The organism is Gemmatimonadales bacterium (genome assembly GCA_035502185.1).
Taxonomy (GTDB): Bacteria; Gemmatimonadota; Gemmatimonadetes; order Gemmatimonadales; family JACORV01; genus Fen-1245.
Window position 1 is genome coordinate 1 of the sequence record DATJUT010000097.1, and the last position, 25866, is coordinate 25866.

Below are 25866 nucleotides of genomic sequence, written 5' to 3' on the forward strand. Positions count from 1 at the left end.
ACCAGCGGGTAGCGGTTGCCCTGCTCGTCCTCGCCGGCCACCAGCTTGATGCAGTTGGCCGGGCAGACCTGCGGGCACAGTCCGCACGCCACGCACTTGGCCTTGCCGTTCTCGTCCACCGCCATGCGGTGCGTCCCGCGCCACCGCTTGGAGAGCTGCCAGTCCGGCGCGGCCGTCTGCTCCGGGTACTGCATCGTCCACTTCTTGGCGAACAGGTGCTTGAAGGTCAGCGCCATGCCCTTGAGGGTGGCGCGCACGTAGGAGCTCTCGGCCTCGGGCCGGGGCAGCGTCCGCACGGTGATCGCCATGCTAGGCAGCCCCCCGCGCCCGCGCCCGCGCCGCGTCGCGGCGCCACACCGCCCGCTGCCGCGACGCCGACCCGCCGATGACCCGGTTGCGGTCCAGGCCCCACAGCAGCAGCGCGCCCAGCGCCAGGCTCACGCCGCTCAGCACCAGGGCGTACGGCACGCCGAACGCCAGGCCCGCCGCCTCCAGCGCCCACACGGCGACCGCCACCACCATCACGTACGCCAGGGCCACCGGGAGCAGCACCTTCCACCCGAGGTCCATCAGCTGGTCGAAGCGGAACCGCGGCAGCGTCCACCGCACCCACACGTAGGCGAACAGGAAGAACAGCACCTTGGCCCAGAAGGCGGCGAAGGTCACGAGGAACTTCACCACCGTCCACGGCGGCGTGTTGTCCCACGCCGTGAACGGCACGTCCCACCCGCCGAAAAACAGGGTCACCATCAGCGCCGAGGCGGTGACCATGTTGGAATACTCGGCGATGTAGAACATCGAGAACTTCATCGCGGAGTACTCGGTGTGATAGCCGGCGATCAGCTCGGCCTCGGCCTCGGGCAGGTCGAACGGCAGCCGGTTCGTCTCGGCGAAGCTGGCGATCAGGAAGGTGAAGAACGCGACGAACAGCGGCAGCACGAACCACACGCTCTGCTGCTGCTTCGCCACGATCTCGTTCATCGTGATGTTGCCGGCCAGCAGCAGCACGGCCACCGCCGACAGCCCCATCGACACTTCGTAGGAGATGAGCTGCGCGGAGCCGCGCAGCCCGCCGAGGAGCGAGTACTTGTTGTTCGAGGACCAGCCCGCCAGCACCACGCCGTACACCCCGAGCGAGCCGATGGCCAGGATGTACAGGAACCCCACCGGCAGGTCGGCGATCGCCGTCCCCACCAGCCCCCAGGGCGTCGGCAGCGGCGAGGCGAACGGCACCACCGCGAAGGTGATGAGCGCCGGGGTGAACGCCATCATCGGCGCGAGGATGAACAGGAACCGGTCGGAGAACGGCGGGAGCGTCTCTTCCTTGAGGAAGTTCTTCAGTCCGTCGGCCGCCGGCTGGAGCAGCCCCTCCGGCCCGACGCGGTTCGGGCCGAGGCGGTTCTGGATCCACCCCGCGCCGCGCCGCTCGACCCACGTCCACAGCGCGATCAGGGTCAGCAGCCCGCCGAACACCACCAGGATCTTGACCAGCGAGATCCACACGAAGGCCGCCCCGGCGACCGGGTTCATGCCCGGGATCCCACGCGAGCGGCGAGCGCCCCCTGGAGCTCGGCCAGGATCCACGCGGCCGGCCGGGCCATCCCCGGCGGGCTCTTGGCCTGAAGGTAGGGCTGCTTCAGGCCGCGCAGGTTCACGAACGAGCCCTCTTCCTCGGCCATGTTGGCGCACGGCAGCACGACCGCCGCGCCGCGGGCCGCCTCGGGCAGCACCGTCCCGACGTACACCAGCCGGCCGGTGGTGAGCGGCCCGGTGAGGTCGGCCAGGTCCTCGTCCAGCGCCAGCACCAGTGCCGCGCTCCGGGCGCGCTCGACGGCGCCGCCCCAGTCGCGGGTGAAGCCCGCCGCCAGCGCGCCGTTCACGTTGGGCGCGCGCTCCTTGCGCAACGCGAGGTCCGGCACGCCGGCCAGGGGAGCCTCCGCTCCTTCGTGCACGCGGAACGCGCCGGCGCCGCCGCGCAGGGCCAGGAGCCCGGAGGCCGCTTCGAGTGCCTCGCACGAGGCGCCCGGCGACACCAGGCCGACCCAGGCGCCGTCCGCCGCCCCCATCAGCTCGGCCGCGCGCTCCAGGGCCTGCTCCCAGTCCACCGGCACGAGCCGGTCAGCCTGGCGCACCAGCGGCACCTCGATGCGGTCCGAGCGGTTGAGCCAGCCGTACTTCAGGCGCCCCTCGTCGCACATCCACCAGCGGTTGACTTCGGGGTTCGGGCGGGGCCGCACGCGGACGACCACGTTCTCCCGGGTCTCCAGCACGACGTTGCAGCCCTGGGTGCAGCCGGGGCACACCGAGGCCGTCTTGTCGAAGTCCCACACCCTGGCCTTGTTCAGGAAGTCCTTCGACAGCAGCGAGCCGACGGGGCACAGGTCCACCACGTTTCCCGCCCACGGATGGTCGAGCTGCCGGCCCTCGAAGATGCCGATGTGCGCGCGGTCGCCCCGCTCCTCGACGTTCAGCGTCGGCTCCTTCGCGACGTCTTCCATGAACCGCACGCAGCGGGTGCACAGCACGCAGCGGTTGGGCACGTAGAGGACGTCGGGCCCGAAGTCCTCGACCGGGTTGTAGCGCTTGGCGTACTCGGCGTACCGGCCGGCGTCCCGGCCCTCCTGGAAGGTGTAGTCCTGCAGCGTGCACTCGCCGGCCTTGTCGCAGATCGGGCAGTCGAGCGGGTGGTTGATCAGCAGGAACTCCAGCACCGCCCGGCGGGCCGCCTTCGCCGGCTCGCTCGAGACCCGCACGACCATGCCGGCCGCCACGGGCGTGGCGCACGAGGGCACGGGCTTGGGGCTCTTCTCGACGTCCACCAGGCACATCCGGCACGAACCGGCCACCGGGAGGCCCGGGTGGTAGCAGTAGTGCGGGATCAGGACCCCGGTCTGCTTCGCGGCCTCGAGCACCGAGGTCCCCGCGGGAACCTCGACCTCCCGCCCCTCGATGGTCAGCTTGACGAGATCGGTCATGCCCGCGCCTTCCGCCGGCCGTTCCGCAGGTAGGCGTCGAACTCGGGGCGGAACTTCCGGATGGCGCTCACCACCGGCGCGGCGCAGGAGTCGCTCAGCACGCAGATCGTGCGGCCGGTCATCTGCTCCGACAGGTCGAGCAGGAGGTCCAGGTCCTCCGCCTTCCCCTGCCCGCCCAGCAGGCGCTGCAGGATCTTCACGGTCCAGGCGGTGCCCTCGCGGCACTGGGTGCACTGGGCGCAGGACTCGTGGGCGTAGAACTTCGCGAGGCGCATGACCTGGTAGACCATGTCCACCGAGTCGTCGAGCACGATCATCCCGCCGGAGCCGAGCATCGTGCCCTTGGCGACGCAGCCCTCGTAGTCGAGCACCGTGTCCTCGGCTTCGGCCGCGGTGAGGATCGGCACCGAGGAGCCGCCCGGGATCACGGCCTTGAGCGTGCGGCCGGGCAGCATCCCGCCGGCGACGTCGTACAGCAGGTCCTTCAGCGGGAAGCCCATCGTCACTTCGTAGTTGCCGGGCTTCGCCACGGTGCCGCAGATCGAGAACAGCTTGGTGCCGGTGCTCTTGGGGTTCGACAGGCAGAGGCCCTTGTACCAGGCCGAGCCGCGGTTGATGATGTGCGGCACGCTGGAGAGGGTCTCGACGTTGTTGATGGTGGTGGGCTGGCCGAACACGCCCACGGCCGCGGGGAACGGCGGGCGGATGCGCGGGTTGCCGCGCTTGCCCTCGATGGAGTTCATCAGCGCCGTCTCTTCGCCGCAGATGTAGGCGCCGGCGCCGCGATGGATCATGACGTCGATCCGCGCGCCCTTCCCCATCGCGTTCGCGCCCAGCACGCCCTTCGCGTACGCCTCCTCGAGCGCCTTCTGCATGACGGCGATGGGCTCGGTGAACTCCCCGCGGATGTAGATGAACGTCTGCTCGGCCTGAATCGCGTACGCCGCGATGGCGCACCCCTCGATCAACTGGTGGGGCGTCCACCGCATGATCTCGCGGTCCTTGAAGGTGCCGGGCTCCGACTCGTCCGCGTTGCAGCACAGGTAGTGGGGCTTGGTCTTCTGCTTGGGCATGAAGCTCCACTTCACGCCCGCCGGAAAGCCCGCCCCGCCCCGCCCCCGCAGCCCCGACGCCTTGACCTCCTCGATCACCTGCTCGCGCGGCATGCCGAGCGCTTTCTCCAGCGCCGTGTAGCCGCCGCGCTTCACCCAGCCGTCGTAGCTCCTCGCCTCGGCCTCGCCGAAGTGGGCGCTGACGACCGGGGTTTCCTTCGGGTGCTTGGGGTGCGGGTAGCCCATGGCGCCTACGTGTACCGGGCGACGAGGGCGGGCACCGACGCGGCGGTCACGCTCTCGACGAACTCGTCGTTGATCATCACCGGCGTCGCGAACCCGCAGGCGCCGAGGCACTCCACCTCGACGATGGTCCACTTGCCGTCCGGGCTGGTCTCCCCCGGCGCCTTCGCGCCGGTGGCCTTCAGGAAGGCCTCCACCACGCCCTCGGCGCCGCACACGTTGCACGGCGTCGTGGTGCACACCTGCACGAAGTACTTCCCGACCGGGTGCTGGTGGTACATCGTGTAGAACGTCACCACGCCCCGCACGTAGGCCGGCGTGAGGTCGAGGACTTCGGCGACCTCCGCCATCCCCGCCGGCGAGATCCAGCCGTGGGCCTCCTGCACCATCCACAGCGCCGGCAGGAGCGCCCCGGCCTTGGCGGGATACCGGGCGACGACCGCGTCGAGCCGCTGGCGGCCCTCGCCGACGAACACGCGTGGCAGCCCGGCCTCGGCGGCCTCGCCGTGCGGCGGGACGCTCGCGCCGCTCACCGGTCGATCTCTCCCATGACGATGTCCACGCTGGCGTTGATCGCGATCAGGTCCGACAGCAGGTGCCCCTCCGCCATCTTGGGGAGCGCCGCGATGTTGAGGAACGACGGCGGGCGGATGCGCCAGCGCACCGGCTTGGCGGAGCCGTCCGACACCAGGTACGTGCCCAGCTCGCCCTTCGGGTTCTCGACCGGCAGGTACACCTCGCCGACCGGGGCCGGCACGCCCTCCATCACCTGCTTGAAGTGGTGGATCATCGACTCCATGTCGCTCATCAGGCGCCGCTTGGGGGGCAGGATCACCCGCGCGTCGGCGGCGTTGATCGGGCCGTCCGGGAGCCGGGCGAGGGCCTGCTCCAGGATCCGCACCGACTGCCGCATCTCCTCCATCCGGACCAGGTACCGGTCGTACACGTCGCCGTGCTGCCCGACCGGGACTTCGAAGTCGTAGCTGTCGTAGTCGAGGTAGGGATGGTCCTTGCGGACGTCGAACGCCACGCCGCTGGCCCGCAGCATCGGGCCCGACAGCGAGTAGTCGATCGCCTCCGCCGCCGTCATGACGCCGACGTCCTGCGTGCGGCCGAGCCAGATGCCGTTGCGGAGCAGCATCCGGTCCACCTCGTCGAGCGTCTTCGGGAACTTCGCGCACCAGTCCTTCAGCCGCCCCGCCCAGCCGTCGGGAACGTCGGCCATCAGCCCGCCGACCCGGGTGAGCGACGTCGTCAGCCGCGCCCCGGTCCACTCCTCGATGAGGTTGTAGGCCCGCTCCCGCTCCTGGAACATCCACAGGAAGACGGTGAAGGCACCGATGTCGATCGCGGTCGTGCCCGCCCACACCAGGTGCGAGATGATGCGGCTCAGCTCGCAGGCGATGACCCGCAGCACCTTGCAGCGCTCGGTGATCTCGATGCCCATCAGCCGCTCGGCCGCGAGCGCGAAGGCCACGTTGTTCGCCGGGGCCGAGAGGTAGTCGGTGCGGTCGGTGAGCGGGATGATCTGGTTGTAGTGCCGGTACTCGCCCAGCTTCTCGAAGCCGGAGTGCAGGTAGCCGATGTGCGGGATGACCCGCACCACCACCTCGCCGTCCAGCTCGACCACCAGCCGCAGCACGCCGTGCGTGGCCGGATGCTGCGGGCCGATGTTGATCAGCATGTGGTCGGTCTTGAGCTCGGGCTCGGCCCCCAGCGGCGCCTCGGCCACCAGCGGCAGGCGCGCCGGGTTCCCGGCGGCGTCCACCCCCGGCGTCGCCAGCGCGAGCTCCAGGACGCGCTTCTCGGCCATCAGCGCTCCTGCTCGCCGCCGAGCAGCCGCTCCCGGACGTCCGCGGGGACGGCGTCGTAGGCCTCGGCGATCGACAGCTCCTCCATCGAGTAGTGCGCCTGGAGGTCGGCGCCGAGCGCCCGGCGGACCTGCTCCGAGCGGCTGAAGCGGCCCCGGAGCGGGAAGTCCTTCCGCAGCGGATGGCCCTCCGCGTAGTTCTCCCACATCAGGATCCGCCGCAGGTCCGGGTGGCCGCGGAACCGGATGCCGAACATGTCCCACACCTCGCGCTCCAGCCAGTCGGCGCCCCGCCACAGGTCCACGACCGAGTCCACCTCGAGCGGCCGGTCCTTGGCCAGGTCCACCTTGAGGCGCAGCATCACGCCGCGCGGCAGCGAGCGGAGCTGGTAGACCAGCTCCAGCGGGCGTTCGCGGTCCCGGTACTCCACCGCCGTGACGTCGACCAGGTAGTCGTAGCGCTGGTCGGGGGCGTCCCGCAGCCAGGCCAGCACCTCGTGCGCGCGCTCGCGCGCCACGGAGACCACGCTGGCGCCCAGCAAGACGGTGGTCCGCTCCACGGCCGCGCCGAACCGCGAGCGCAGCGCGGCCACCGACGGGTTCTCCGCTGCACCGACGCTCACTGGGCTCGTCAGGCCGACCTGGTCTGGTGGATCGAGTTGCCGAACGGCTCGGACAGCTCGTCCACCGCCGCCGGCTCGAGGAACAGGCCCTGCTGGTCGGCGAGCCGCTCGACCCTGAGGTCCGGGTCGAAAACCGTCTCGCCCTTGATCTTCTTCTGCAGCATCAGGATGCCGTACAGCAGCCCCTCGGGCCGCGGCGGGCAGCCGGGCACGTAGACGTCGACCGGCACGATCGTGTCGATGCCCTGCACCATGGCGTAGTTGTCGAAGATGCCCCCGGTGGACGCGCAGGCGCCCATCGAGATGCACCACTTGGGCTGCGGCATCTGGTCCCAGACGCGGCGGATCACCGGGGCCAGCTTGAACGGGAGGCGGCCCGCGCAGATCAGCACGTCCGCCTGGCGGGGCGAATAGGCGACCCGCTCCATGCCGAAGCGCGCCAGGTCGAAGCGGCTGGCGGCCGTGGCCATGAACTCGATGGCGCAGCAGGCGGTCCCGAACGCCATCGGCCACAGCGAATTGGCGCGCGACCAGTTGACCAGGTCGTCGAGCCGCGCCGTCACCCAGTTGGGCGACAGGAAGCCGGCGCGCTCCGCTTCGTCCTGGGGCGCCGGGTGTTGTTCCGGTCCGGTCAGTTCCACTCCAGGGCTCCGCGCTTCCAGATGTACACGTATCCCACCGCCAGGATGACCACGAAGACCGCCATCTCCAGCAGCGCGCCCGCCACGCCCAGGCCCAGCAGGTTCAGCTGCCGGAAGGCCACGGCCCACGGCATCATGAACACCACCTCGATGTCGAACACGATGAACAGGACCGCCACGAGGTAGAACTTCACGTCGTAGCGTTCCCGCGCGTTGCCCAGGGGCGTCATGCCGGACTCGTAGGGCAGCGACTTGACCGCGGTGGGGCGGGACGAGGAAAACAGATGCGAGAGCGCGACCATCATCAGCGCGCTGAAGGCGACCAACCCGATCAGCAGGAGGAGCGGAATGTAGGGTTGCAGCTGGCTCTCCGACGAGCGTGAAAAGTCGCGCAGTCTCTCAGGACGCGTAAGCTAGTGGCGCCCAAATCGGAATTCAAGAAATCACTATATTGTCGCACCCCCCTCCACGCACGGGAGCCCATGAGCATCAAGTCCGATCGCTGGATCCGCCGGATGGCGCGGGAGCACGGGATGATCGAGCCGTTCGCCGACAGCCAGGTGCGGGACGGGGTGATCTCGTTCGGGGTCTCGAGTTACGGCTACGACATGCGCGTCGCCCGGGAGTTCAAGATCTTCACCAACGCGCTCTCGGCGATCGTGGACCCGAAGGCGTTCGACCCGAAGTCGTTCGTGGCCTTCGAGGGCGACGTGTGCATCGTGCCGCCGAACTCCTTCGCGCTGGCCCGCTCGGTCGAGTACTTCCGCATCCCGCGGGACGTGCTGACCATCTGCGTGGGCAAGTCGACCTACGCCCGCTGCGGGATCATCACCAACGTGACGCCCTTCGAGCCCGAGTGGGAGGGGTTCGTCACGCTGGAGATCTCGAACACCACCCCGCTGCCGGCCAAGATCTACGCCAACGAGGGCATCGCCCAGGTGCTGTTCTTCGAGGGCGACGAGCCGCCGGAGGTCTCCTACGCGGACAAGAAGGGGAAGTATCAGAAGCAGCAGGGGGTGACGCTGCCCAAGCTGTGAGGGGTGAGAGGCGTGAAGCGTGAGAGTGAGAGGCCGAAGGCGTGAGAGGGCGCTCGGCTCACCTCTCACGCCTTTCGCTGCTCACTTCTCACCTCTCACCTGAACCTCTCACCCTCACCCTCTCACCTCTCGCCTATCTCGTCACAATCTGACTCCTCAATCCGCCCAGGATCCCCACCAGCTCGGTCTGCTCGCCCGCTCCGACGTGGAAATGCTCCAGCGACGCCACCAGGTCCGACACCAGGGCGTCGAAGTCCGCGTCCCGGAGGCCCATGCTCGCGTGCACCTCCCGCATCGACCGCCCCGTGTACCGGCACGGCCCGCCGGTCACCTGGCACAGCTGGTCGGTCAGCCCCGCCCGCAGCTGGTCGAGGTCCGCGCCGCGGAAGAACCCGCTGATCCGCGGGTCGGTGGTCGCCCGGACGATCAGGTCGGCCACCACCCGCGCGAGCGCCGGCCGGCCGCCCAGCCGCTCGTACAGGCTGGGTCCGGACTGGGCCGCGGCGGCGGGGGCCGGCGCAGGCGCCGGGGGAGCACTGTGACAGGCGGCCGCCAGCGCGGCGCACCCCAAAGCCAATCGCACTCGACCGCGCATCCGCCGCCCTCCTTGCCCTCGGGGTCTGGATGGGACCTCACCTCTCACGCCTTGCGCCTCGCACCTCTCGCCCCAACGTCTCAGGTCTCACGCCTTGCGCCTCTAGCTCGCCCCAACGTCTTACCTGTCACGCCTTGCGCCTCGCACCTCTCACCCGAACGCCTCACCTCTCACCTCTCACCAACGCTAGAACTCCGGCTCCCCCTCGGCCGCTTCTTCCTCTTCGTCCTTGGGGCGGACCAGGATCAGGATGGCTGCCTGCGGAACCACCAGGTACTTCCGGCTCTCGAAGGTGATCTCGACCGCCGCCTTGCGGAAGAACAGGGCGTAGTCGCCGGCCCGTGGCTGCATCGGGACGTACCGCGCGCCCTCGCGCGCATGGATCTTCCACGGCTCGTCGTCGAGGTTCGCCGGCTCGGCCAGGGGCGTGCCCGGGCCGGTGGCGATGATGCGGCCGCCCTGCACCGCGAGCGCGTCGATGGCCGTCTGGGGAAGGTAGAGGCCCACCCGGGTGCGCTCCTCCCCCTCCTCGGGCGTGACCAGGACGCGGTCTCCGACGACGATGAGGCGCTTGGGGGTCGGGTCCATCGCTGCGCCCTCCGGTCAGGCGTAGGTGACGGCGAACATCTCGTGGAGATCCACCGACAGCAGGCCGGCACGGACCATCGGCTGGTCCTCCACCAGCTGCTGCGCCTCCTTCAGCGACTGCACGTCGTAGACGACCAGGCCGGCCGAGTGGTCGGCCAGCGGGCCGGAGAGGAAGATCTCGCCGCTGCGCTGCCGGGCGGCCAGGTACTGCTTCTCGCGCTCCATCAGCACGTCGTCGCAGCGGGAGGCGAAGATCTCGGGGGCGACGCAGACCTTCACCCAGCCCATGATCATCTTGCGCTCGGTGGACATTCTCCGCCTAGCTTATTGGCCACCTTGCGTGACGCGCAAGGCATCGAGAAATATTCGGGGCGGCCGCCAGCGCCGCGCCGCCCGCGAGACCCGAGGTCGAGATGACGAGCGCATGACGGCCATCGCCGAGTTCCTCCCCCGCATCAGGCTCCCGTACGTGGCGTCCACGATCGGCCGGAAGGTGGTGATGGCCGTCTCCGGCCTCGTGCTGTTCGGGTTCGTGCTCGGCCATTTCGTCGGCAACCTCACGCTGTACCTCGGTCCCGAGGCGATCAACGGGTACAGCCGGTTCCTGCACGGCTTCCTCCACGGCGGCGGGCTGTGGGTCGCGCGCGCGGTGCTGCTGGCCTGCGCGGTGCTGCACGTGTGGTCGGCGACCTCGCTCACCCTGGACAGCTGGGCCGCCCGGCCGGAGGCCTACCGGCGCTGGAAGGCCAAGGACTCGACCTACGCGTCGCGCACCATGCGCTGGGGCGGCGTGATCCTGTTCGCGTTCATCGTCTTCCACATCCTCCACCTGACCCTGGGCCGCCTCCACCCCGACTATCGGCCGGGCGACGTGTACCACAACGTGGTCGCCGGCTTCCAGGTGTGGCCGGTGGCGCTGTTCTACGTCGTCGCGATGGTGCTGCTCGCCCTCCACCTCGACCATGGCGTGTGGAGCCTGTGCCAGACGCTCGGCCTCAGCCACCCGCGCTACAAGCGCTGGGCGCGGCAGGCGGCGCGGGCCTTCGCGGTGCTGATCCTGGTGGGCAACTGCTCCTTCCCCGTCGCCGTGCTGGCCGGGTGGGTCCGATGAACCTCGACGCCCGGATTCCCGCGGGGCCGCTGCAGCAGAAGTGGTCGCGGCACCGCTTCGAGCTGAAGCTCGTGAACCCCGCCAACAAGCGGAAGTACTCGGTGATCATGGTGGGCTCGGGGCTGGCGGGGGCCGGCGGCGCCGCGGCGCTGGCCGAGCTGGGCTACCAGGTCAAGTGCTTCTGCTACCAGGACAGCCCGCGCCGCGCCCACTCGATCGCGGCGCAGGGCGGGATCAACGCGGCCAAGAACTACCCCAACGACGGGGACAGCGTCTTCCGCCTGTTCTACGACACCGTCAAGGGCGGCGACTTCCGCGCCCGCGAGGCCAACGTGTACCGGCTGGCCGAGGTGTCGGTGAACATCATCGACCAGTGCGTGGCCCTCGGCGTGCCGTTCGCCCGCGAATACGGCGGGCTGCTCGACAACCGCTCGTTCGGCGGCGCGCAGGTCTCGCGCACCTTCTACGCGCGGGGCCAGACGGGACAACAGCTGCTGCTCGGCGCCTACCAGGCGCTGGAGCGCCAGATCGGGCGGGGGCAGGTGCGGATGTATCCGCGCCACGAGATGCTGGAGCTGGTCGTGGTGGACGGCCGCGCCCGCGGAATCGTGGCGCGCGACCTGGTCACCGGCGAGCTCGAGGCGCACCTGGCGGACGCCGTGTGTCTCGCCACCGGCGGGTACGGAAACGTGTTCTACCTCTCGACCAACGCCAAGGGGTGCAACACCACCGCGATCTGGCGCGCGTACCGGCGCGGCGCCGGGTTCGCCAACCCGTGCTTCACCCAGATCCACCCGACCTGCATTCCGGTCACCGGCGAGCACCAGTCGAAGCTCACGCTGATGAGCGAATCGCTCCGCAACGACGGCCGCATCTGGGTGCCGCAGCAGAAGGGCGACGCGCGGCCGCCGGGACGGATCCCGGAGGACGAGCGCGACTACTACCTCGAGCGCAAGTATCCGAGCTACGGCAACCTGGCGCCGCGCGACATCTCCTCCCGCGCCGCCAAGCAGGTGTGCGACGAGGGGCGCGGCGTCGGCCCCGGCGGCCAGGGCGTGTACCTCGATTTCTCCGAGGCCATCGGCCGGCTCGGCGAGGACGCGATCCGCGAGAAGTACGGCAACCTGTTCGAGATGTACGAGCGCATCACGGCCGAGGACCCGTACAAGGTGCCGATGCGCATCTACCCCGCTTCCCACTACACCATGGGCGGCCTGTGGGTGGACTACAACCTGATGAGCACGATTCCGGGGCTGTTCGTCCTCGGCGAGGCGAACTTCTCCGACCACGGCGCCAACCGGCTGGGCGCGAGCGCCCTGATGCAGGGGCTCGCCGACGGCTACTTCATCATCCCCTACACCCTCGGCGACTACCTCGCGCGCACCCCGCGGGTGGCCGTGCCGGCCGATCATCCGGCCGTGACGGCCGCGGTGGCGACGGTGCGGGAGCGGACCGCGCGGCTGCTGGCCGTGCCCGGCAAGCGGACGCCGTCCTCGTTCTACCGCGAGTTGGGCCGGATCCTGTGGGAGGACTGCGGGATGGCCCGCAACCGGGCGGGTCTGGAGCGCGCCCTGGCGCGCGTGCCGGCGCTGCGGGAGGAGTTCTGGCGCAACGTCACGGTGACGGGCGAGGCGGGCGAGCTGAACCAGTCGCTGGAGCTGGCGGGGCGGGTGGCCGACTTCCTCGAGCTGGGCGAGCTGATGTGCCGCGACGCCCTGGCGCGGGAGGAGTCGTGCGGGTGCCATTTCCGTGAGGAGTACCAAACGGAGGACGGCGAGGCGAAGCGCAACGACGAGCGGTTCTGCCACGTGGCGGTATGGGAGCACCAGGGCGACGACCGGGCCCCGGTGATGCACCAGGAGCCACTCGACTACGAGACCGTCCACCTCGCCACGCGGAGCTACAAGTGATGCGCCTGGTGCTGCACGTGTGGCGGCAGCGGGGCCCGCGCGAGGCCGGCCGGTTCGTCACCTACGAGGCGGCGGACGTCAGCCCGGACATGTCGTTCCTCGAGATGCTGGACGTGGTCAACGAGGGCCTGATCCTGCGGGGAGAGGCGCCGATCGCGTTCGACCACGACTGCCGCGAGGGGATCTGCGGGGCCTGCGGCATGGTCATCAACGGCCGCCCCCACGGGCCGCGGGAGCGGACCACCACCTGCCAGCTCCACATGCGGAGCTTCAAGGACGGCGACGAGCTGTGGATCGAGCCGTGGCGGGCGCGGGCGTTCCCGGTGATGCGGGACCTGGTCGTGGACCGCGGCGCCCTGGACCGGATCGTCGCGGCCGGGGGGTTCATCTCGGCGCCGATCGGCAGCGCGCCGGATGCCAACGCCATCCCGATCCGCAAGGACAGCGCGGACCTGGCGATGGACGCGGCGCAGTGCATCGGCTGTGGCGCCTGCGTGGCCGCGTGCCCGAACGCGTCCGCGATGCTGTTCACGGCGGCCAAGGTCTCCCACCTCGCGCTGCTGCCGCAGGGCCAGCCGGAGCGGCACGAGCGCGCGCTGGCGATGGTCTCGCGGATGGACCTCGAGGGGTTCGGCAGCTGCACCAACCACGGGGAGTGCGAGGCGGCGTGCCCGAAGGGGATCAGCGTGCTGTTCATCGCGAGGATGAACCGCGATTACATGGCGGCCAGGATCGACGAGGGGCGCCGGACGGCAAGAGCCGGGGAGAGTGGCAGTGGATAGGTCGGTTGCCAGACGGCAAGAGAGCAGTGGTTACCAGACAGGAGTCATGAGGGGCCATTCCAGTTGTCAGTACTTGCAGCTGGGCTGGCCCCTGATGGCTTGCGGCTGGTAACCACTTCCTCCTTGCCGTCCGGCAACCGACCCGCCCACCGACTGACTGATCGCTACAATCTGACCAGCGCGATCGACTCCCGCACCGACTCCGCCGACTTTCCGAGCGCCACCCGCTCCTTGGGCGTCAGCTCCACCTCGACGATCTGCTCCAGGCCGCGAGCACCGAGCTTGCACGGCACGCCGAGGTAGATCCCGCGGTGGCCGTACTCGCCCTCGAGCCACGCCGCGCACGGGAGGATCCGCTTCTTGTCCAGCGCGATCGCCTCCACCATCTGGGCGGCCGCGGCCGAGGGCGCGTAGTAGGCGGAGCCGGTCTTGAGGAACGCGACGATTTCGGCCCCGCCGTTCTTGGTGCGCTCGACCAGCTTCTCGATGACGTCGGGGCGCAGCAGCTGCCCGAGCGGGATGCCCGAGACCGTGGTGTAGCTCACCAGCGGGACCATGGTGTCGCCGTGGCCCCCGAGCACCATGGCCTGGATGTCCTCGACGCTGACGTCGAGGGCTTCCGCGATGAACGCGCGGTAGCGGGCCGTGTCGAGCACGCCCGCCATCCCGATCACCCGCTCGCGCGGCGCGCCGAGGGTCTCCTTCATCACGTAGCACATCGTGTCGAGCGGGTTGGACACCACGATCACGATCGCGCGGGGCGCGTGCTTCCGGATCTCCAGGCCGACCGCCTTGACGATGTCCACGTTGGTCCGCAGCAGGTCCTCGCGGCTCATGCCGGGTCGCCGCGCGATGCCGGCCGTCACCACGAACAGCTCGGAGCCCTCGGTGGCCCCGTAGTCGTTCGAGCCGACGATGCGGGTGTCGAACCGCTCGATGGGCGCCGATTCCCACTGGTCGAGCCCCTTGCCCTGGGGAGTGCCCTCGATGACGTCCACCATCACGATCTCGCGCGCCAGCCGCTTCTCGGCCAGGCGCTGCGCGGTGGTCGCCCCGACGTTCCCGGCCCCGACCACGGTGATCTTGTTCACAGCTCGGCCCCCGCCCGCTCCCCGCGGTGTGGTGTGGTGGATGTCGCGCCCGCCCGCAATCCCTTCAGCACGTCGTACAGCACGATGCCGACCGCCGTCGCGAGGTTGAGGCTCCGGACCGGCCCCGTCATCGGGATGCGGAACACCCGCTCCGGATGCTTGTCCCGGATGCGCTGCGGCAGACCCACGGTCTCGTTGCCGAAGACGAGACAGGCGCCGTCGGGAATCGCGGCCTCCCACAAGGACTGCTCCCCGTGCGCCGAGAAGTACCAGCACCGCTCCCGCGCGATGGCTTCGCGGAAATGACGCCACGTCGGATGGACCCAGGCGTCCACGGCGTCCCAGTAGTCGAGGCCCGCCCGGCGCAGCTCGGCGTCGTCCAGCGCGAACCCCAGCGGCTCGATGAGGTGCAGCGACGTCTCGGTCGCCGCGCACAGCCGCGCGATGTTCCCCGTGTTGGGCGGGATCTGCGGCTCGATGAGCGCGACGTGCAGCGCCAGGGCTAGCCTCCCCCCGGCCGGCCTTCCACCCAGCGCGCCGCGCCGGTGGCCAGCCGCTCCTTCTTCCAGATCGGCGCGCGCCGCTTGGTCTCCTCGATGAGGAACCGCGACGCCGCGTACGCCTCGGCGCGGTGCGGCGCGGCCGCCGCGATCACCACGCTCGCCTCGCCGAGCGGCACCCGCCCGGTGCGATGCTGCAGCGCGATCCGCACCCCCGGCCACTGCGCCCGCGCCTCGTCCACGATCCGCCCGAGCTCGGCGTCGGCCATCTCCTCGTACGCCGAGTACTCGATCGCCTCGACGTCCCCGTCCGCCTCCGACCGCCGCACCGTGCCGACGAAGACCACCGTGCCGCCCGACCCGGCCGACGCGACGTCGGCCACCAGCCGGGCCACGTCGATGGGCCGGTCGGTCAGCCACCCGCTCATGGCCCACATAGTTACGCGCCGCTCGGGCGCCGGGCAAGCCTCGCGCGCCGCGGCGAAACTACCCGCCCGCGACCGGAGGAATGACCGCCACCTCGTCGCCGTCCCGCAGCACGACGTCGGCCTTCGCGTAGCGCTGGTTCACGGCCACCGCCGGGCTGGGCGCGAGCCGTCCGGCCCACGGCTGGCTCCGGACGACGGCGAGCGCGTCGGCGGCGACGGCTCCGGCCGGCAGGACCACCTCGATCGCGTCGCGGCCCGCGGCCTCGGCGTACGACGCGAACAGCCGGATCCGCACCCGGATTCCGTCCGGACCCTGCCCCCGCCCGCTCGCGCCGCTCACGGCTGCGGCCCCGCGATGCCATCGAGGATCGCCCGCGCCTCGGCGCTGGGCCGCGGGTCGGGCCGCAGGGTGATCGTCCGCACGGTGCGGACCTGCACCGCGCCGGAGCGCACCACCTGCCGCCCCTGATGGCGGTACACCACCTGGACCACGCGCCCGGCCGCGTCCGCGTAGCGGGACTGGAAGACGATCGGCCACGCCGCGCCGCTGGTGGCCACGTCGCCCACCCGGAGCAGCACGTCGCCCGGCTCGATCCCCGCCGCGTCGGCGAGCGACCCGGGCACGACCTCGCTCACCACCACGCCGCCCTGCGCGGTCCCCTCGCTGCCGACCCCGACCACCGGCGTCCGCTCCTCGCGGCGCGCGACGGCGATGCCGCCCCGCGGCAGCAGGCTGTCGTAGGGCAGCGGCTCCCTGCCCCGGACGTACCGCCGGTAGAACTCGTCCACGCCCGGGTCCCACGGCCGGATCAGGTCGAGCAGGCCGCGGGTCGTGAAGCCGCGCTGGCGACCCCAGGAGTCCGCCAGCAGCTGCCGCATCACGTCGTCCAGCGAATGGCGGCCCCGGGTCGCTGCGCGGATGCGGATGTCCAGCATCAGCCCGAGCAGCGCCCCCTTCGGGTAGTAGTACTGGGCCTCGTCCACGAAGGTGGGGTGGATCCACGTGTCGATGCTCGCGTCCTCGGCCCCGACGATTTCCGCGGCGTCCTCGACCTGCTGCACGTCGGCGTTCATCCCGGCCACGAACTGCTCGAGCGTCCACAGCCCGCTCCGCGCCAGCGTGACGTCGGCGTAGTAGTCGGTCACGCCCTCCGACCACCACAGCAGCGGCGTGAACTGCGCGTGCGCGTAGTCGTACGGCCACAGCTCGGCCGGCCGGATCCGCTTGACGTTCCACAGATGGAAGAACTCGTGCGCCAGCAGCGGGCGCGTGAACTCCCCGAGTGCCCCGCGGCGCCGGTCGGTGGCGAAGAACGACTGGGCGATGATGTCGAGCTGCGAGTTGCGGTGCTCCAGCCCGCCGGCCCAGTCCAGCTCGCCCGCCGGCGCGTAGACCAGCACGGTGTAGTCCCGGTACGGCGGCCCACCCATGATCCGGTCCTGCGTGGCCGCGATGCGCCGCAGCGCGTCGGACACGCTGGCCCACACCGCGGGCGTGAGCGCCGTGTCGGGGTAGAGCGCGAAGCGCACCGGGCGGCCGTCCACCACGACGCTGTCCAGCGCGAAGCGGCCGAGGAAGGTCGGCGAGTCCACCAGGTCGTGGTAGCTCGCCGCGTGGTAGCGGCCCGGCTCCCCTGCCGGCTCGAGCCCGGTCGCGATCCGCCAGCCCGGCGGCACGTCCACGACCAGGTCGGCCGGGAAGTCGAATCCGGCGCCGTCGGGATAGGGGAACAGGTTGGTGCCGTTGAAGAAGGCGAAGTCCGGCTCGATGCGGCTCAGCTCGAGGGCCACCGAGTCGGGGTCGGTCGCGAACTCGACCACCACGCGGCCGGCACCGTCCGTGGCGATCCGCCAGGTGTCCGCGTCCTGCTTGTCCCAGAACAGCGCTCGCCCGTCGGCGGCTGCGGCCGAGAAGCCGTGCACGTAGCGGGCGTAGTCCATGATCTCGTACGAGCCGGGCGACCAGGCCGGCAACGACACGCGCAGGGTGTCGAGCCCGGCCGGCACGGGGAACTCGGCGTGCACGTGGAACGCGCGCTCGCCGGCGACCAGGCGCACGCCATACGAGATGCCCTGCGCCTGGAGGGCGCAGGGCATCGACAGCAACAGGGCTGCGGCGGCGCGCGCTAGAACAGCACGCCCCCCGTGAGGAAGACCGCGCTGCTGCTCTGCAGTTCGAGGCGCAACTGCACGAACGGCGTCACCTTGCCCAAAGGCTGGAAGGCCGTGCCGCCGTAGAGGTTCAGCCCGACGTTCGTGGCGCTGCCGCTGATGCCGAGCACCGTCACGCTGGTGTGCGCGATGGCCAGGCCGGCGCCGGCGTACGGGAGGATCTTGGCGCCCGGGATGGTGAAGTGGTACTGGCCGCCCAGACCGAGTTCCCAGTAGCTCGGGCTCACGCCGTACCCGCTGCTCGGGAAGAAGTAGTCGAACGTGCCGACAGCGGACAAGCCCTTCGCCCCCGGGATCATCTTGGCGAGACCCAGCTCCAGCCGGGCGCCGATCCCGATCCCGATGCTGTTGCTGCCCCAGCTCAACTCCGGGCCGAAGTGCGTCTGGGCGCGGGCCGGCTGAACGGCGCCCAGCGCCAGACAGCCGACGGCGACGGCGGACAACAAGCGGATCCGTGCACTCACGGAGCCCCTCCCTTGGAATGTGAGGTTCGCAGAACCACGTTTGGCATCATCCGGTGCGCTCAATATAATGGCACTGCGCCGACCGCTGGAGTGCCCGTGTCCGCATACCCGCGTTTCGATTCGCCGAGCGCCGTGGGCCGCGCGATGTTCGCCGTGGCCACGGTCGTCACGGCGCTGCTGGGCGTCCTCGGCGACGGGCGCTGGCTGGCCGCCTCCGGCGCGTTCGGCATCGCCTGGTGGGCCTGGGACTTCGTCTGGGAGAGCGTGCTCGGGCCGCTCGGCGGCCTGGCCACGGGCGTCCTCGGCGGTAGCGCCGCGGTCGAGGACCCGCCGGACCTCACCCTGGACGACACGATCCGGCTGCTGGAGAGCCACCTCGCCGCCGACGGCGTCCCGCGCCACGTGCAGATCCAGTCGGCGCTGCGCCTCTCGGAGATCTACCGGCTGAGCCGCAACGATCCGGCGAGGGCCGACGCGGTGCTGCAGCGCGTCCGGGAGCGCTGGCCCGACGCGCCGGAACTGAAGGCCCGCTGACGCCGCCTGCCGAAAGAAGAAGGCCGGCGCCCGGGAGCGTCGGCCTCGTGCCTCGGTCGAGCGGAGCCGGCTAGGCCTTCGGCGCCATCTGCTCGTCACGCTCCGCGACCATGCCCCGCAACTCCTTGCTGGGCTTGAACACCGGCACCGGGCGGGCGGCGACCTCCACCGGGTCTCCGGTGCGCGGGTTGCGCGCCATCCGGGTCTTCCGGCTGCGGATCTTGAAGGTGCCGAACCCGCGTATCTCGATGTTCTTCTGCTCGGCGAGCGCGTCCTTCACGGCGTCGAGGAAGCTGTCGACGACGCGGGCACAGTCCTTCTTGCTGATCATCGGGCCGGCCGTGCGCGCGATCTGCGCGGTGACCCGCTCAACCAGGTCGGCCTTGGTCATCAGCTCCTCCCGAATCCGCAGGGTGGCCCCCACAGGGGGCACGGGAGGGCTAATGTGAAAGCTTACTCGTTTAATGTCAAGGGGTTGAGGACATCAAGCGCACAAACTCCGCGAAGTGATGCCTGGCGTCGTGCGGTCCGGGGCTCGCCTCGGGGTGGTATTGGACCGCGAAGATGGGCAATTCGCGGTGCCGGACGCCTTCCACGGTGTGGTCATTGAGGTTACGGTGCGTGACCTCCAAAGCCGGGGCCCCGGGGACCTCGGCCGTGCCACTCTCCCCCTCGACCGCAAAGCCGTGGTTCTGGGAGGTGATGAGCACCCGGCCGGTCGCCAGCTCGCGGACGGGGTGGTTGCCGCCGCGGTGCCCGTAGGGGAGCTTGACCGTGCGGGCGCCGAAGGCGAGGCCCAAGAGCTGATGCCCGAGGCAGATACCGAAGACGGGGGTTCCGCTGGCGGCCAGGTCGCGGAGAATCGGCGGGCTGTAGGCGACGGCCGCCGGGTCGCCCGGGCCGTTGGAGAGGAAGATCCCGTCCGGCTTCCGCTCGAGGACCGCCGCCGCCGGCGTGTGGCTCGGGACGATCGTCACCTGGCAGCCGGCGGCCACGAGCAGCCGCACGATGTTCTGCTTCATCCCGTAGTCGTAGGCGACCACCTTGAAGCGCGCGTCGTCCGGGCCCACGGTGTCCCACGCCTCGCGCGTGACGCGGGACGCCAGGTCCAGGCCCTCCATCCGCGGCGAAGCGGCGAGGACCCGGCGGGCCTCCTCCGACGGCTCGTCGCCGGTCGCGACCACGCCCTGCATCGCGCCCTTTTCCCTGATGTGCCGTGTCAGGCGCCGGGTGTCGATCTCCGAGACGATGGGGATGTCGAATCCGCCGAGCCAGTCGCCCAGCCGGCCGCTGGAGCGCCAGGACGACGCCACGCGCGACAGCTCGCGCACGACGACGCCGGCCACCCTCGGCCGCGGCGATTCGAGATCCTCCTGGTTGATGCCGTAGTTCCCGATCATCGGGGCGGTCATCGTCACGATCTGGCCGGCGTACGACGGGTCGGTGAAGACCTCTTGGTAGCCGCTCAGGTTGGTGGTGAAGACCACCTCGGCCGCCTGGGCGTCAAACGGGGCGCTCGTCGCGCCCCGATAGCAGGTGTCGTCTTCGAGCAGGAGGTACGCCGGCAGCAACCGCTCGCTCACAGCCTCAACGTGCCGGCGGAGACCGACCGGCCGCTGCAGCGTCGGTCGCGCCGCCCGCACGATCCCGAGCGATGGAGGAGTGTCACCGTGCCGGCGTCGTGGACTTGGCCGGGGCCTTCTGGGCGCCCAGCGGCGGGGCCGGCGCGGGCGTGGTCGCGGAGCTGCTCTCGAGCGGGAGCGGCGCCAGGGGTGCGGGCGCGGCCTGCTGACTCGGCTGGTTCTCGAACACCGACCGCGGGGTGGACGATCGCATCGACAGCAGCGAGAGGATGAGGCACAGACCGAGGAAGATGCCCCCGCCCCACCAGCTCGCCTTGGTCAACAGTGTGGCCGCCTGGCGATTGCCGACGAAGGCGTCGGTGCTCGACGCGCCGCCGAACGACGCGGCGAGCCCGCCGCCCTGCCCCGACTGCAGCAACACGGCCGCGGCGAGGACGAAGGCATCCAGGATGAGCAGAATCAGGAAGAGGGTGTACATGGCGGCAGGCAATGTACCTGGGGCGAGAGGGCTTGGTCAACGTGAGAGGTGAGAGGTGAGACGACCAGGTGAGAAGTGAGAGGCAAGGACGTGAGAAGTGAGGCTCACCTCTCCCTCACCTCTCACACCTCGGGCTTCTCACCTCTCACCTCGCCTTCTCACCTCTCACCACCATCGCTCACCGGTCGGGCCGTGGCGTGGCGAGGATCCTCAGCCAGCTCTCCGCCTCCAGACTCGCCCCCCCCACCAGCACCCCATCCAGCTCCTCCTCGGCGAGCAGCGCGGCCGCGTTCTCCGGGTTCACGGAGCCGCCGTAGAGGATCGCGTGCCGCGCGCCCGGGGGAGTGCGCCCGGCCAGCCAGCGCCGGATCGTGCGGTGCACGGCCGCGGCGTCCGACGGCGTCGCGTTGACGCCCGTGCCGATCGCCCACACCGGCTCGTAGGCGATCGCGACGCGCGCGGTGGACGCGGCGTCGAGACCGGCGAGGCCGGCGGTCAACTGGCGCAGCACCACGGCCTCGGTGCTGCCGGCGCGGCGCTCCTCGATCAGCTCGCCCACGCACAGCATCGGCTGGAGCCCCGCGGCCAGCGCGGCGTGCACCTTGCGGCCGGTCTCCGCGTCGGTCTCGCCGAACTTGTGGCGGCGCTCCGAGTGGCCCACCAGGGCCCAGGTGGCGCCGGCGGCAGCGGCGATCGGCGCCGAGATCTCACCGGTGAAGGCGCCCTTCGCCTCCCAGTGCACATTCTGAACGCCCGCGGCGACGTCGCGCCGGCCCTTGATCTCCTCCACCACGGCGCCGAGCGAGACGGCGGGCGGGAAGAAGACCTGGTCCCGGTCCGGGAGCGGGCGATAGCGCGCGAGGATCTCCCGCACCACCTGCCGCGCCGCGGCCGGCGCGTGGTGCATCTTCCAGTTGGCCGCGAAGAGCAGGCGGCTCATGCGCGGTCGTCGAGTGCCGCGACGCCCGGGAGGACCTTGCCCTCGAGGAACTCGAGCGACGCGCCGCCGCCGGTCGAGACGTGGCTCACCTGGTCGGCGAGCTTCGCCTGCTCGATGGCCGCGGCGGAGTCGCCCCCTCCCACCACCGTGGTGGCGCCCTTCGCCGTGGCGGCGGCCATCGCGCGGGCCACCGCCAGGGTGCCCTGGTCGAACGGCGGCGTCTCGAACACGCCCATCGGGCCGTTCCACACCACCGTCTTCGCGCCGGCCACGATCTCGGCGAATCGCCTGGTCGTCGCGGCGTCGATGTCGTACAGCGCCCAGCCCTCGGGGATCGCGTTCCACGCCACGTCGCGCCGCTCCTGCGCCCTCTCCAGGGACGGGGCGGCCACGCCCCCGCCGGGCAGGACCAGCTTGTCGCCGGCGCGGGTCAGCAGGTCCTTCGCCATCGCGACCCGATCCTCCTCGACGAGGCTCGTGCCGGTCGCCGCGCCCTTCGCGCGGAAGAACGTGTTGGCCATCGCGCCGCCGATGAGGATCCGGTCCACGCGGGGCAGCAGGTTCTGGATGACGTCGATCTTGCCCGAGATCTTCGCGCCGCCCAGGATGGCGACGAACGGCCGCGCCGGCGAGGCCAGCAGCCCGCCCAGGTAGGCCAGCTCTTTCTCCATCAGCAGGCCGGCGACGGCAGGCTTCAGCAGGTGCGCCACCGCCTCGGTGGAGGCGTGGGCCCGGTGGGCCGAGCCGAACGCGTCGTCGACGTAGAAGTCGCCGAGCGCGGCGAACATCCGGGCCGTGGCGGGGTCGTTCTTCTCCTCGCCCGCCTGGAACCGCGTGTTCTCGACCAGGGCGACGGCGCCGCGCGGCAGCACCCGGACCGCCTCGGCCGCCGCCGGCGCGGCCGGGTCCGCGATGAACGTGACCGGCATCCCGAGCAGCGTCTCCAGCACGGGCACGACGGGCTTGAGAGAGTACTTCGGCTCCGGCGTCCCGCCCTTGGGACGCCCGAGGTGCGAGAGCAGCACGATCCTCGCGCCGCGGTCCTTCAGGTCCTCGATGGTCGGGATCGCCGCGCGGATGCGCGTGTCGTCCGTGACCTTCCCGTCCTTGACCGGGACGTTGAAGTCCACGCGCACCAGGGCACGGCGGCCCAGCACCGCCGCCGTGTCCAGGTTCTCGATCGTCTTCTTGGCCATTACATCCTCGCCGCCACCAGCTCCATCAGGTCCACGCAGCGCATCGAGTAGCCCCACTCGTTGTCGTACCACGACGACACCTGCAGCATCGTGCCGTCCACCACGCTGGTGCTCATCGCGTCCACGATGGACGAGAAGGGATTGCCGATGAAGTCGCTCGACACCAGGGGCGCCTCGCACACGTCGAGGACGCCCTTCAGCGGGCCGGCCGCGGCCTTCTTGAACGCCTCGTTGACCTCGGCGGGCGTCGTCGTCTTCTCGACCTGCACGATCAGGTTGACGGACGACACGTCCGCCGTCGGCACGCGCAGCGACACGCCGTCGATCTTGCCCTTCACCTCCGGGATCACCAGCGACGTGGCCTTGGCGGCGCCGGTCGTGGTCGGGATGATGCTCAGCGCGGCCGCGCGCGCCCGCCGTAGGTCCTTGTGCGGGAAGTCGAGCACGTTCTGGTCGTTGGTGTAGGCGTGCACGGTGATCATGTAGCCGCGCACCCAGCCGAACGCGTCGCGCACCACCTTCACCACCGGCACCAGGCAGTTGGTGGTGCAGGACGCGTTGGAGAGCAGGTGGTGCTTCGCCGGGTCGTACTTGTCGTGGTTGACGCCCATCACGATCGTGATGTCCTCGCCCTTGGCGGGCGCGGAGATGATCACCTTCCTGGCGCCGGCGGCGAAATGGCCCGCGGCCTTCTCCTTGTCGGTGAACCGGCCGGTGGACTCCACGACCAGCGTCGCCCCCAGGTCCTTCCACGGGAGCTTCGCGGGCTCCTTCTCCGCCGTCACCGCGATCTTCTTCCCGTTGATCATCAGGTGGTCGGCGCCCGCCGTGACCTCGCCCGGGAACGTGCGGTGCACCGAGTCGTACTTGAACAGGTGGGCCAGGGTCTTGGTATCGGTGATGTCGTTGACGGCGACGATGTCGAGGTTGGTGCGCTTCTGCAGCGCCGCCCGCAATACCAGCCGTCCGATCCGTCCGAACCCGTTGATGCCTACGCGCACTGCCATGTCCAGCTTCCTCCGTCGTTCAGTGGTTCGTCATCCCGGCACCAGCGCGCGGGCGAACGTCACCGCGCCGACCGAAGCCGGGCCCAGGCGAGCGAGCGCCCCGGCCGCAGCGGCCAGCGTCGCGCCCGTCGTCAGCACATCGTCCACCAGCGCCACCCGCAGTCCTGCCAGCGCGGGCCCCGCAGCCGCGAACGCCCCGGCCACGTTCTTCCGCCGGTCCGCCGGGCTGAGCCGGGTCTGGGTCCGGGTCTCCCGGGTGCGCCGCAGCGCTCCCTCCAGCACCGGGACCGCGAGCGCGCGACCCAGCGCCTGCGCGAGGAGCGCCGCCTGGTTGTGGCCCCGCTCCCGCAGCCGCGTCGGCCCGAGCGGCACGGCCACGAGCGCATCGAGCGGCCCCAGCCGCGCGCCGGCGGCGGCGATGTGGTCGGCCATGGGCTCCGCGGCGACCCGCCACCCTCCGTACTTCAGCGCGTGGACCAGGTTCCGCGCCGGGCCCTCGTCCAGCCAGGTCCCCGAGACCGCCCACGCCAGCTCGGCCGGCCACTCCCGGCAGAACGCGCAGTGGGCACCGGCCCCGGCGCCGCGACCCTTCCCGGCCGGCTCGACGGCCTGCAGGCTCCACCGGTCGATCGGCTGCCCGCACCTGCCGCACACCGGCGGTGCGATCTCCCTCAGCCGGTGCCGGCACAGCTCGCAGCAGGCGCCGCGCGCCCCCGTCTGCGGCAGCGGCCGCTCGCATCCCAGGCACGCGCGCGGCAGCGCGAGGGCCTCGATCTCCAGCACCCGCGCCCGCGCCGCGGCCAACATACTACCCGCGAAGCGCATCCTCCACCGCCGCGCGCATGACCGTGACCGGTGCCGGAACACCGAACCACCGCTCGAACGACGCCGCTCCCTGCGCGACCAGCACGCCGCGTCCGTCGGCGGCGGCGATGCCGATCTCCCGGGCGACGCGCACCAGCGCGGTTCCTCCCCGCGCGTACACTAGGTCGAGCACGGCCGCGGGCGCCAGCCGCCTCAGGGTCGCCGCGTCGATCGGCGGTGGATCCCCCTGGTCGAGCCCCAGCGGCGTGGCATTGACGATCAGGTCGGCCGACGACACTTCCCCGATCCCCACACCCGTGACCCCGACGCCCGCTTCCTTCCCCCATGCTGCGAAATCCGCCGCTCGACCGCCGTCCCTGGAGACCACCGCAATCTCCGCGCCGGGCCACCCGTCGGCGACCGCCACGGCGACCGCGCGCGCGGAGCCCCCGGTGCCGAGCACGAGCGCGCGGCGGACGGGGTGCGGTCCCGCGAGCCCGGAGGCCACCGTGCGCACCGCGCTCACGTCGGTATTGTCTCCGGCCAGCGCCGTGTCGTCGGCCCACAGCGTGTTGCACGCCCCGCTGCGGCGGACCGACTCGGAGGGACGATCGAGCAGGCCGGCCGCCGCGCGCTTGAACGGGATCGTGACGTTGAGGCCGCCCCCGGCGCCCACCAGCGCCCGGGCCAGCTCCGGGAAGGCCTCGCGCGACGTGCGCAGGGCGAGGTACGCGGCGTCGAGCCCCAGCGCGGCGATGGCCGCGTTGTGCATGGCCGGCGACAGCGAGTGGCCGACCGGGTCGCCGACCACGGCCAGGAGCCTAGTGGTCGCCCGGATTCGCATCCGCCGGCTTCCCGGGCAGGCGTCCCACCGCGTCGGCCAGCAACGCCTCCAGCCGCTCGAACGTCGCCCGGTACTCGTCGAGGTCGCCACCGAACGGGTCGTCGATCTGCGCGTCCGCCGCCGCGCGGCCGGCGTACTCGCCCAGCAGGTGCGCCTTCCCGGTCCCGCCGAGCGCGACCGCGCGCTCCACGTGGTGCGGGCTCATGCCGAAGATCAGGTCGGCGGACGCCACCAGGTCGGAGGTGATCTGCCGGGCGCGGTGCGCCGACAGGTCGAGGCCGTGCTCGAGCGCGACGAGGTACGCGCCCTCGGACGCGGGCGCGCCGTCCTGGGCCGCCGTGCCCGCCGACGACACCGCGACGTCGTCGCGGCCGCGGGCGCGCAGCAGCCGCCGCGCGATGGCCTCGGCCATCGGACTGCGGCAGATGTTGCCGGTGCAGACGAGCAGGACCTTCACG

General features: G+C 71.1%; 32 protein-coding genes. 5 read left to right on the top strand and 27 right to left on the bottom strand.

Annotated elements, in window-relative coordinates; translation table 11 throughout:
• The 9 genes from VMF70_12635 to VMF70_12675 form a co-directional block, all read right to left on the bottom strand.
• A partial coding sequence (locus VMF70_12635) for a hypothetical protein (GenBank protein HTT68864.1) occupies positions 1 to 308 on the bottom strand: 308 nt, incomplete at its 3' end.
• A 1-nt stretch (position 309) separates the two neighbouring features.
• Positions 310 to 1530 (bottom strand): NADH-quinone oxidoreductase subunit NuoH, encoded by a 1221-nt coding sequence (gene nuoH, locus VMF70_12640; GenBank protein ID HTT68865.1) that lies wholly within the window; start codon positions 1528 to 1530, stop codon positions 310 to 312.
• The gene (locus VMF70_12645) at positions 1527 to 2975 is read right to left on the bottom strand and encodes a 2Fe-2S iron-sulfur cluster-binding protein (GenBank protein HTT68866.1); all 1449 of its coding nucleotides are present in this window, start codon (positions 2973 to 2975) and stop codon (positions 1527 to 1529) included. Before VMF70_12645 ends, nuoH begins: the two co-directional genes overlap by 4 nt.
• Positions 2972 to 4273 carry an NADH-quinone oxidoreductase subunit NuoF gene (nuoF, locus tag VMF70_12650; GenBank protein ID HTT68867.1) on the bottom strand — a complete coding sequence of 434 codons (1302 nt, stop codon included), beginning with the start codon at positions 4271 to 4273 and terminating at the stop codon, positions 2972 to 2974. The genes VMF70_12645 and nuoF overlap by 4 nt, the downstream gene beginning before the upstream one ends.
• A 5-nt stretch (positions 4274 to 4278) precedes the next feature.
• A complete protein-coding gene (locus VMF70_12655) occupies positions 4279 to 4803 on the bottom strand; it encodes an NAD(P)H-dependent oxidoreductase subunit E (protein ID HTT68868.1) in 525 nt (174 codons plus the stop codon).
• A complete protein-coding gene (gene nuoD, locus VMF70_12660) occupies positions 4800 to 6083 on the bottom strand; it encodes an NADH dehydrogenase (quinone) subunit D (protein ID HTT68869.1) in 1284 nt (427 codons plus the stop codon). Before nuoD ends, VMF70_12655 begins: the two co-directional genes overlap by 4 nt.
• Positions 6083 to 6703 carry an NADH-quinone oxidoreductase subunit C gene (locus VMF70_12665; GenBank protein HTT68870.1) on the bottom strand — a complete coding sequence of 207 codons (621 nt, stop codon included), beginning with the start codon at positions 6701 to 6703 and terminating at the stop codon, positions 6083 to 6085. Before VMF70_12665 ends, nuoD begins: the two co-directional genes overlap by 1 nt.
• Positions 6704 to 6711: 8 nt before the next feature.
• Positions 6712 to 7344, bottom strand: a complete 633-nt coding sequence (locus VMF70_12670; GenBank protein HTT68871.1) for an NADH-quinone oxidoreductase subunit B family protein — start codon at positions 7342 to 7344, stop codon at positions 6712 to 6714.
• Positions 7335 to 7670 (bottom strand): NADH-quinone oxidoreductase subunit A, encoded by a 336-nt coding sequence (locus tag VMF70_12675; GenBank protein ID HTT68872.1) that lies wholly within the window; start codon positions 7668 to 7670, stop codon positions 7335 to 7337. The genes VMF70_12670 and VMF70_12675 overlap by 10 nt, the downstream gene beginning before the upstream one ends.
• Before the next feature lie 156 nt (positions 7671 to 7826).
• Here VMF70_12675 and dcd point away from each other — a divergent pair, with 156 nt between their 5' ends.
• A complete protein-coding gene (gene dcd, locus VMF70_12680) occupies positions 7827 to 8381 on the top strand; it encodes a dCTP deaminase (protein ID HTT68873.1) in 555 nt (184 codons plus the stop codon).
• A 133-nt stretch (positions 8382 to 8514) separates the two neighbouring features.
• Here dcd and VMF70_12685 read toward each other — a convergent pair whose 3' ends face one another.
• From VMF70_12685 to VMF70_12695, 3 genes are all read right to left on the bottom strand, one after another.
• A complete protein-coding gene (locus tag VMF70_12685; GenBank protein HTT68874.1) occupies positions 8515 to 8964 on the bottom strand; it encodes a group 1 truncated hemoglobin in 450 nt (149 codons plus the stop codon).
• 198 nt (positions 8965 to 9162) lie between these two features.
• A complete protein-coding gene (locus tag VMF70_12690; GenBank protein HTT68875.1) occupies positions 9163 to 9564 on the bottom strand; it encodes a co-chaperone GroES family protein in 402 nt (133 codons plus the stop codon).
• Between the two features lie 15 nt (positions 9565 to 9579).
• Positions 9580 to 9876, bottom strand: coding sequence for a YciI family protein (locus VMF70_12695; protein HTT68876.1), 297 nt, complete (start codon positions 9874 to 9876; stop codon positions 9580 to 9582).
• Between the two features lie 112 nt (positions 9877 to 9988).
• On the opposite strand from VMF70_12695, the gene VMF70_12700 reads away from it, so the two are divergent.
• From VMF70_12700 to VMF70_12710, 3 genes are read left to right on the top strand one after another with little or no spacing between them, the layout of a single operon-like run.
• Positions 9989 to 10675, top strand: a complete 687-nt coding sequence (locus tag VMF70_12700; GenBank protein ID HTT68877.1) for a succinate dehydrogenase cytochrome b subunit — start codon at positions 9989 to 9991, stop codon at positions 10673 to 10675.
• Complete coding sequence (locus VMF70_12705) at positions 10672 to 12585, top strand: fumarate reductase/succinate dehydrogenase flavoprotein subunit (GenBank protein ID HTT68878.1); 1914 nt, start codon at positions 10672 to 10674, stop codon at positions 12583 to 12585. The genes VMF70_12700 and VMF70_12705 overlap by 4 nt, the downstream gene beginning before the upstream one ends.
• The gene (locus VMF70_12710; GenBank protein ID HTT68879.1) at positions 12585 to 13367 is read left to right on the top strand and encodes a succinate dehydrogenase/fumarate reductase iron-sulfur subunit; all 783 of its coding nucleotides are present in this window, start codon (positions 12585 to 12587) and stop codon (positions 13365 to 13367) included. The genes VMF70_12705 and VMF70_12710 overlap by 1 nt, the downstream gene beginning before the upstream one ends.
• Before the next feature lie 164 nt (positions 13368 to 13531).
• Here the strand turns inward: VMF70_12710 and mdh are convergent, their stop codons facing one another.
• From mdh to VMF70_12740, 6 genes are read right to left on the bottom strand one after another with little or no spacing between them, the layout of a single operon-like run.
• On the bottom strand, positions 13532 to 14458 hold the full coding sequence (mdh, locus tag VMF70_12715; protein ID HTT68880.1) for a malate dehydrogenase: 927 nt from the start codon (positions 14456 to 14458) through the stop codon (positions 13532 to 13534).
• The gene (locus VMF70_12720; protein HTT68881.1) at positions 14455 to 15027 is read right to left on the bottom strand and encodes a tRNA (cytidine(34)-2'-O)-methyltransferase; all 573 of its coding nucleotides are present in this window, start codon (positions 15025 to 15027) and stop codon (positions 14455 to 14457) included. Before VMF70_12720 ends, mdh begins: the two co-directional genes overlap by 4 nt.
• On the bottom strand, positions 14961 to 15386 hold the full coding sequence (locus VMF70_12725; GenBank protein HTT68882.1) for a molybdenum cofactor biosynthesis protein MoaE: 426 nt from the start codon (positions 15384 to 15386) through the stop codon (positions 14961 to 14963). Before VMF70_12725 ends, VMF70_12720 begins: the two co-directional genes overlap by 67 nt.
• A gap of 58 nt (positions 15387 to 15444) precedes the next feature.
• Positions 15445 to 15726: a MoaD/ThiS family protein gene (locus VMF70_12730; GenBank protein ID HTT68883.1), complete on the bottom strand. Its 282-nt coding sequence runs from the start codon at positions 15724 to 15726 to the stop codon at positions 15445 to 15447.
• Complete coding sequence (locus VMF70_12735; protein ID HTT68884.1) at positions 15723 to 17483, bottom strand: PDZ domain-containing protein; 1761 nt, start codon at positions 17481 to 17483, stop codon at positions 15723 to 15725. The genes VMF70_12730 and VMF70_12735 overlap by 4 nt, the downstream gene beginning before the upstream one ends.
• Before the next feature lie 29 nt (positions 17484 to 17512).
• Positions 17513 to 18022 (bottom strand): hypothetical protein, encoded by a 510-nt coding sequence (locus VMF70_12740; GenBank protein ID HTT68885.1) that lies wholly within the window; start codon positions 18020 to 18022, stop codon positions 17513 to 17515.
• A gap of 96 nt (positions 18023 to 18118) precedes the next feature.
• On the opposite strand from VMF70_12740, the gene VMF70_12745 reads away from it, so the two are divergent.
• Positions 18119 to 18556, top strand: a complete 438-nt coding sequence (locus VMF70_12745; GenBank protein ID HTT68886.1) for a hypothetical protein — start codon at positions 18119 to 18121, stop codon at positions 18554 to 18556.
• Between the two features lie 70 nt (positions 18557 to 18626).
• Here VMF70_12745 and VMF70_12750 read toward each other — a convergent pair whose 3' ends face one another.
• From VMF70_12750 to VMF70_12790, 9 genes are all read right to left on the bottom strand, one after another.
• Positions 18627 to 18947, bottom strand: coding sequence for an HU family DNA-binding protein (locus VMF70_12750; protein HTT68887.1), 321 nt, complete (start codon positions 18945 to 18947; stop codon positions 18627 to 18629).
• Between the two features lie 76 nt (positions 18948 to 19023).
• The gene (gene carA / locus VMF70_12755) at positions 19024 to 20139 is read right to left on the bottom strand and encodes a glutamine-hydrolyzing carbamoyl-phosphate synthase small subunit (protein HTT68888.1); all 1116 of its coding nucleotides are present in this window, start codon (positions 20137 to 20139) and stop codon (positions 19024 to 19026) included.
• Positions 20140 to 20221: 82 nt separating this feature from the next.
• Positions 20222 to 20617, bottom strand: coding sequence for a preprotein translocase subunit SecG (secG, locus tag VMF70_12760; GenBank protein HTT68889.1), 396 nt, complete (start codon positions 20615 to 20617; stop codon positions 20222 to 20224).
• A 178-nt stretch (positions 20618 to 20795) separates the two neighbouring features.
• Positions 20796 to 21557, bottom strand: a complete 762-nt coding sequence (gene tpiA / locus VMF70_12765) for a triose-phosphate isomerase (GenBank protein HTT68890.1) — start codon at positions 21555 to 21557, stop codon at positions 20796 to 20798.
• Positions 21554 to 22753: a phosphoglycerate kinase gene (locus VMF70_12770; GenBank protein HTT68891.1), complete on the bottom strand. Its 1200-nt coding sequence runs from the start codon at positions 22751 to 22753 to the stop codon at positions 21554 to 21556. Before VMF70_12770 ends, tpiA begins: the two co-directional genes overlap by 4 nt.
• Positions 22753 to 23760, bottom strand: a complete 1008-nt coding sequence (gap, locus tag VMF70_12775) for a type I glyceraldehyde-3-phosphate dehydrogenase (protein HTT68892.1) — start codon at positions 23758 to 23760, stop codon at positions 22753 to 22755. Before gap ends, VMF70_12770 begins: the two co-directional genes overlap by 1 nt.
• 30 nt (positions 23761 to 23790) lie before the next feature.
• Positions 23791 to 24567: a phosphoribosyltransferase family protein gene (locus VMF70_12780; GenBank protein ID HTT68893.1), complete on the bottom strand. Its 777-nt coding sequence runs from the start codon at positions 24565 to 24567 to the stop codon at positions 23791 to 23793.
• Between the two features lies 1 nt (position 24568).
• The gene (locus VMF70_12785; GenBank protein ID HTT68894.1) at positions 24569 to 25408 is read right to left on the bottom strand and encodes a shikimate dehydrogenase; all 840 of its coding nucleotides are present in this window, start codon (positions 25406 to 25408) and stop codon (positions 24569 to 24571) included.
• The gene (locus VMF70_12790; protein ID HTT68895.1) at positions 25386 to 25865 is read right to left on the bottom strand and encodes a low molecular weight protein arginine phosphatase; all 480 of its coding nucleotides are present in this window, start codon (positions 25863 to 25865) and stop codon (positions 25386 to 25388) included. Before VMF70_12790 ends, VMF70_12785 begins: the two co-directional genes overlap by 23 nt.
• Position 25866: the final 1 nt, after the last annotated feature.

Bases quoted from the DNA above. Each gene is read 5' to 3' on its own strand.
- nuoH (HTT68865.1), bottom strand. From the start codon at position 1,530: ATGAACCCGGTCGCCGGGGCGGCCTTCGTGTGGATCTCGCTGGTCAAG.
- VMF70_12725 (HTT68882.1), bottom strand. From the start codon at position 15,386: ATGAGCGGGTGGCTGACCGACCGGCCCATCGACGTGGCCCGGCTGGTG.
- nuoD (HTT68869.1), bottom strand. From the start codon at position 6,083: ATGGCCGAGAAGCGCGTCCTGGAGCTCGCGCTGGCGACGCCGGGGGTG.
- dcd (HTT68873.1), top strand. From the start codon at position 7,827: ATGAGCATCAAGTCCGATCGCTGGATCCGCCGGATGGCGCGGGAGCAC.
- tpiA (HTT68890.1), bottom strand. From the start codon at position 21,557: ATGAGCCGCCTGCTCTTCGCGGCCAACTGGAAGATGCACCACGCGCCG.
- nuoF (HTT68867.1), bottom strand. From the start codon at position 4,273: ATGGGCTACCCGCACCCCAAGCACCCGAAGGAAACCCCGGTCGTCAGC.
- VMF70_12700 (HTT68877.1), top strand. From the start codon at position 9,989: ATGACGGCCATCGCCGAGTTCCTCCCCCGCATCAGGCTCCCGTACGTG.
- VMF70_12770 (HTT68891.1), bottom strand. From the start codon at position 22,753: ATGGCCAAGAAGACGATCGAGAACCTGGACACGGCGGCGGTGCTGGGC.
- VMF70_12690 (HTT68875.1), bottom strand. From the start codon at position 9,564: ATGGACCCGACCCCCAAGCGCCTCATCGTCGTCGGAGACCGCGTCCTG.
- VMF70_12735 (HTT68884.1), bottom strand. From the start codon at position 17,483: ATGCCCTGCGCCCTCCAGGCGCAGGGCATCTCGTATGGCGTGCGCCTG.
- secG (HTT68889.1), bottom strand. From the start codon at position 20,617: ATGTACACCCTCTTCCTGATTCTGCTCATCCTGGATGCCTTCGTCCTC.
- VMF70_12780 (HTT68893.1), bottom strand. From the start codon at position 24,567: ATGTTGGCCGCGGCGCGGGCGCGGGTGCTGGAGATCGAGGCCCTCGCG.
- VMF70_12710 (HTT68879.1), top strand. From the start codon at position 12,585: ATGCGCCTGGTGCTGCACGTGTGGCGGCAGCGGGGCCCGCGCGAGGCC.
- VMF70_12645 (HTT68866.1), bottom strand. From the start codon at position 2,975: ATGACCGATCTCGTCAAGCTGACCATCGAGGGGCGGGAGGTCGAGGTT.
- VMF70_12785 (HTT68894.1), bottom strand. From the start codon at position 25,408: ATGCGAATCCGGGCGACCACTAGGCTCCTGGCCGTGGTCGGCGACCCG.
- VMF70_12705 (HTT68878.1), top strand. From the start codon at position 10,672: ATGAACCTCGACGCCCGGATTCCCGCGGGGCCGCTGCAGCAGAAGTGG.
- gap (HTT68892.1), bottom strand. From the start codon at position 23,760: ATGGCAGTGCGCGTAGGCATCAACGGGTTCGGACGGATCGGACGGCTG.
- VMF70_12750 (HTT68887.1), bottom strand. From the start codon at position 18,947: ATGACCAAGGCCGACCTGGTTGAGCGGGTCACCGCGCAGATCGCGCGC.
- VMF70_12695 (HTT68876.1), bottom strand. From the start codon at position 9,876: ATGTCCACCGAGCGCAAGATGATCATGGGCTGGGTGAAGGTCTGCGTC.